This is a genomic window from Microbacterium sp., assembly GCF_039812165.1.
Lineage (GTDB): Bacteria > Actinomycetota > Actinomycetes > Actinomycetales > Microbacteriaceae > Microbacterium.
Genome location: NZ_JBDIAB010000213.1, coordinates 1 through 4,633 on the forward strand (window position 1 = coordinate 1; position 4,633 = coordinate 4,633).

At 72.3% G+C, this 4,633-nt stretch carries 5 protein-coding genes and 1 pseudogene; 3 read left to right on the forward strand and 3 right to left on the reverse strand.

Annotated features, from left to right (window positions below):
- Nucleotides 1–868, forward strand: a pseudogene (locus tag WML84_RS13015) (serine/threonine protein kinase); the annotation flags it as partial.
- 79 nt (nucleotides 869–947) lie between these two features.
- Entirely contained in the window at nucleotides 948–2,630 is a 1,683-nt protein-coding gene (gene pknB / locus WML84_RS13020; protein ID WP_347346568.1) for a Stk1 family PASTA domain-containing Ser/Thr kinase, read from the forward strand.
- A 49-nt stretch (nucleotides 2,631–2,679) separates the two neighbouring features.
- Here pknB and WML84_RS13025 read toward each other — a convergent pair whose 3' ends face one another.
- Genes WML84_RS13025 through WML84_RS13035 form a run of 3 tightly spaced genes read right to left on the reverse strand, consistent with a single transcriptional unit; the run spans nucleotide 2,680 to nucleotide 4,234 of the window.
- Nucleotides 2,680–3,318 carry a gamma-glutamyl-gamma-aminobutyrate hydrolase family protein gene (locus WML84_RS13025; protein WP_347346569.1) on the reverse strand — a complete coding sequence of 213 codons (639 nt, stop codon included), beginning with the start codon at nucleotides 3,316–3,318 and terminating at the stop codon, nucleotides 2,680–2,682.
- On the reverse strand, nucleotides 3,315–3,470 hold the full coding sequence (locus WML84_RS13030) for a hypothetical protein (protein ID WP_347346570.1): 156 nt from the start codon (nucleotides 3,468–3,470) through the stop codon (nucleotides 3,315–3,317). Before WML84_RS13030 ends, WML84_RS13025 begins: the two co-directional genes overlap by 4 nt.
- On the reverse strand, nucleotides 3,470–4,234 hold the full coding sequence (locus tag WML84_RS13035) for a class E sortase (RefSeq protein WP_347346571.1): 765 nt from the start codon (nucleotides 4,232–4,234) through the stop codon (nucleotides 3,470–3,472). The genes WML84_RS13030 and WML84_RS13035 overlap by 1 nt, the downstream gene beginning before the upstream one ends.
- Nucleotides 4,235–4,300: 66 nt before the next feature.
- On the opposite strand from WML84_RS13035, the gene WML84_RS13040 reads away from it, so the two are divergent.
- Nucleotides 4,301–4,540 carry a cell division protein CrgA gene (locus WML84_RS13040; RefSeq protein ID WP_347346572.1) on the forward strand — a complete coding sequence of 80 codons (240 nt, stop codon included), beginning with the start codon at nucleotides 4,301–4,303 and terminating at the stop codon, nucleotides 4,538–4,540.
- Nucleotides 4,541–4,633 lie beyond the last annotated feature (93 nt).

Below are 4,633 nucleotides of genomic sequence, written 5' to 3' on the forward strand. Positions count from 1 at the left end.
GACGCAGCTGCTCGCCGCCGGCGCCGGCACCATGGCCGCCACGCGCCTCCTGCCGCCCACGGGCGCCGCGGCGGCGTCGCAGGCAGGGCCCCCCACGGCGGTCGGGCCGGCGGAGAAGCCGAAGAAGCCGCGTAGCCCGTGGACATGGCCGCTGGTCGCTCTCATCGTGATCCTGCTGGTCGTGCTGGGCGGCACCGTGTTCGCGCTGCTGAACGGGCAGACGCCCTCGCCGTCGCCCACCGAGAGCACGACGTCGACCGCGCCGACGCCGACGTCCACGCTCATCAACGTGGACGCGCTGAACCTCAAGGGCCAGGACTGCCAGACCGCTGTGCAGGCGGCCAAGACGGCCGGCATCCAGTCGGTGAGCGTCAACCCGACGCGTCCGGCGGCCCCGAACGGCGACTCGGTCGACAAGGTCGAGTCGGTCAACCCGCAGGGCGCCCTGCGGCCCGACCAGCAGCTGACCGTCACGTGCTACGGCGAGCAGGCCTCGATGCCCGACCCGGGGGCGCCGAGCCTGCCCGGCACGGTGCAGTCGGGCGCGATCGCCGACGTCATGTGGCCGAACTACACGTGCCCCGCGGGCACGCAGCTGGCGTCGTTCAACCTGCGCGTGACCAACGGCACGTTCGTGTCGAACGGCGGCGACTCCGACCAGTTCCAGGCGGGGGACCGCCCGGTGCAGGTGACCGTCACCGGCGAGGCCGACCAGCTCCTCACGGTGTCGTACACGGTGTCGTGCAGCGGCGCGAGCGGCGAGCTCACCTCGGGCTCGGCGGCCGCCGACACGCGCATCGTCGCGGCGCCGCCGGTCCCGACTCCCACGGGCGGCGAGAGCGACGACGACGGAAGCGCCGAGAACTGACACTCACCGTTCCCTCAGAAGCGCGTCGATTAGGCTGACGGTGTCCAGCCCAGGGAGTGAAGTGACAGTAGAGACTCGTGTGCTTTCCGAGCGCTATCGCGTCGACGAGCTCATCGGGCGGGGCGGCATGGCCACCGTCTATCGCGGCGAGGACCTGACCCTCGGCCGCTCCGTCGCGATCAAGATCCTCGGGCGCGATCTCGCCGGCGACAACGCCTTCCGCACGCGGTTCCGGCTCGAGGCCCAGGCGGCCTCGCGCATGGCGCACCCGATGATCGTCCGGGTCTTCGACGCGGGCGAGGACGTCGAGACGGATGCCGACGGCACCCGGCATCCGGTCCCCTACATCGTCATGGAGCTCGTGCAGGGTCGCACCCTCAAGGACGTCGCCGCCGAGGGTCCGCTGCCGGTGGACGCCGCCGTGCGCTACACCGACGGCATCCTCGAGGCGCTGGAGTACTCGCACCGCGCGGGCGTCGTGCACCGCGACATCAAGCCGGGCAACGTCATGGTCACCCGGACCGGCGACGTCAAGGTGATGGACTTCGGGATCGCGCGCGCCGTCTCGGACTCGTCGTCGACCGTCGCAGAGACCACGTCGCTCATCGGCACCGCCGCCTACCTCTCGCCCGAGCAGGCCAAGGGAGAACCCGTAGACGCGCGCGCCGACCTGTACTCGGCCGGCGTCGTGCTCTACGAGCTGCTCAGCGGGCGCGCGCCGTTCCGCGGCGAGACCCCGGTCGCCGTCGCGTACCAGCACGTCAGCGAGGCACCGGTGCCGCCGTCGGAGGTGCGCGACACCGTGCCCCGGGCGCTCGACGCCGTGACGCTGCGGGCGCTCGCGAAGGATCCGTTCCAGCGGTTCCAGAGCGCCGCGTCGTTCCGCGACGCGCTGCAGGGCGCCCTCGACGGCCGGGAGCCCAGCAAGCGTCAGCTCGGCGCCCTGTCGAACGAGCTCTACGGCCCCGACCCCCGGCACGCGGCCGAGACCGCGCGGTCGCTGCGCCAGCTGAGCAGCGACACCACGATGCGGCGCACGCAGGCGGGACCGCCTGCCGCGTGGATCTGGACCGGCGTGGCGGTGCTCGCGGTGCTCCTCATCTCGGTGCTGATCTGGGTGATGGCGATCCGGCCCGGTGCGCAGCTGCCGCCGGGGGCCCGACTGGTTCCCGACGTCGTGGACATGTCGTGGGAGCGCGCGAACAAGCTCATCGCCGAGAACGACCTGCAGGCCTACCAGATCTCCGAGAGCAGCGACACGATCGCGCCGGGCAACGTCGTGCGCACCGACCCGGTGCCGGGCACCTCGGTGTCGGCGGGGCAGGAGATCCGCGTCTACGTGTCGACGGGGCAGGTGAAGACGACGGTGCCGCCGCTCGTCGGTCTCTCCAGGGCGGATGCCGTCGCGGCGCTGCAGGCGGCGGGACTGACCCTCGGCACCGTGATCGCGCACAACGATCCCGCGCAGGCGGCCGATGTCGTGCTGTCGGCCGATCGCGACGAGGGCGCCGAGGTGGCCAAGGGCACGGTCGTCGACCTGATCGTCGCGAGCGGCAAGGTCACGCTCAACGACCTCACCGGCTACGCCGTGGAGGCCGCGCAGCGCGAGCTGGCGTCGGACGATCTGCAGCTGACCGCCGTCGTGGTGGACGATCCGTCGTGCAGCGCGGGGAGCACCGCGATCGTGAAGGCGCAGTCGCTCTCGCCGGGAGACGTGCCGATCCACTCGACCGTCGAGCTCACCGTCTGCACGGGTTCGTAGCAGCAGCGACGCACGCTCGCGCGGCCACGGGAGCCCCGTCGGCGATCGCTCACACCGTGCGGTGCGGGTGCAGGAGCGCGCCCCGCGCGGCGGCGCCCGCGACGCCGGTGCGCTCGAGCCAGTTGCCCACCATCCGGTAGCCGCCCTCGGTGAGCACGCTCTCGGGGTGGAACTGCACTCCCCACACCGGCAGCCGCGTGTGCGCGACCGCCATCACGACGCCCGTGTCGGTGCGCGCGGTGACCGCGAGCTCGGGCGGCAGGCTCTCCGGCGCGATCGCGAGCGAGTGGTACCGCGTCGCCCGGAACGGGGTCGGCAGGCCCGCGAAGAGCGCGTGGCCGTCGTGGTGCACCGCCGAGGTCATCCCGTGCATCGGCTCGGGCGCGTGGGCCACGCGCGCGCCGAAGGCCTCGCCGATCGCCTGGTGCCCGAGGCACACGCCGAGGAGCGGCATCCCGCACGCGGCGGCCGCGTGCACCACGGCGATCGACGCCCCGGCGTCGGCCGGTGCCCCCGGCCCCGGCGACACCACGACGCCGTCGTAGCCGCGCAGCGCGTGCGCGGCATCCGCCCCCGGCAGCGCGTCGGACTCGACGAGGTCGCACGCGGCGCCGAGCTCGCGCACGTAGCCGCACAGGGTGTGCACGAAGCTGTCGTGGTTGTCGACGACGAGGATCCGCGCGCTCACCCGATGGTCGACTCCTGCGGCGCGATGAACGTCGCGATCCAGGGGAAGGCGTAGAAGAAGAGCCCGTACACGACCGCCGCGGCGGCCACGAGCAGGACGAGCACGCGCAGCCACCACGGACCGGGCAGCACGCGCCACAGAGCGGCGTACATCAGGTGGCCTCCTCGAGGGTGAGGGATGCCGGGGGTCCGGCGCTGCGCGGCGTGAACGCGTCGAACACGGCGTAGGCGACGACGCGCTCGAGCACGTCGAACTTGGGCGCGCAGCTGGTCAGCGTGAGGTACCGCCCGTCGGAGGCGACGCCGATCGCCTGCGGCACGGGAAGCAGCACGTCGACCGCGGTGTCCTGCACGTACTCGAGGTTGCGGAACCGGTACGTGTACCAGCCGTCCGCGGTCTCGATGACGATCGCGTCGCCCACGACGAGCCGGTCGATGGGATCGAACGGCGCACCGGCGGTCCAGCGGTGCGCGGCGTAGGCGCTGTTGCCGACCCCTCCGGGCATCGCCGTGTCCGGGTAGTGGCCGATCTCGCCGACGTCGAGCACGTCCTCGCGCGACACTCCCCCGGCGATCGCGAACATCCAGGCGTCGCCGAAGCGCGGCACGCGCATGACGCCGAACTGCTCGGCGTGGCCGGCCGGCGGGAGCACCGGGACGGTCTCGGGCTGCACGGGCGGGGCGGACGCGGCGACGTCCGGCACGTCGGGCTCGACGGCATCCCACTTCTGCGACAGCGTCGCCGCCTCGGCCGACTTCTGCGCGCCGATGATGAGGTCGCCGATCCACAGCTGCCACACCACGTAGAGGAGCGTCACGACGCCCACCGTCAGCAGGATCTCGCCGAGCACGCTCATGAACGTCGCTCGCCGCCTCGGCACGGCCCGTTGCCGCGCGACCCCCGCCGTCACACCCACACCGGGGAGTCTAACCGGCGCGGCCTCTCCCTGAGCCTCCCGGAGCCTCCGGGTAGACTCTCTCGCATGGCACGTTCAGGAAAGCCCCAAGAGCCGCTCGCGGAGCGCAACGAAGGCGACGCGCCACCCAACCCGGTGTGGTTCAAGCCGATCATGCTGGGGCTCATGCTCCTGGGCCTCGTGTGGGTCCTCGTGTTCTACCTGAGCGGCAGCCGCTTCCCGATCCCGGGCATCGACGCGTGGAACCTCGTCGTGGGCTTCGGCATCGCGTTCGTCGGCTTCCTGATGACGACCCGCTGGCGCTGACGACGCCCGCGACCTCTCACCGGCCGGCGAATTACACGCGTGTGATTCATCCCCACCTGGGGATGGACCTGTGGATAACTCTGTGCCACCGAC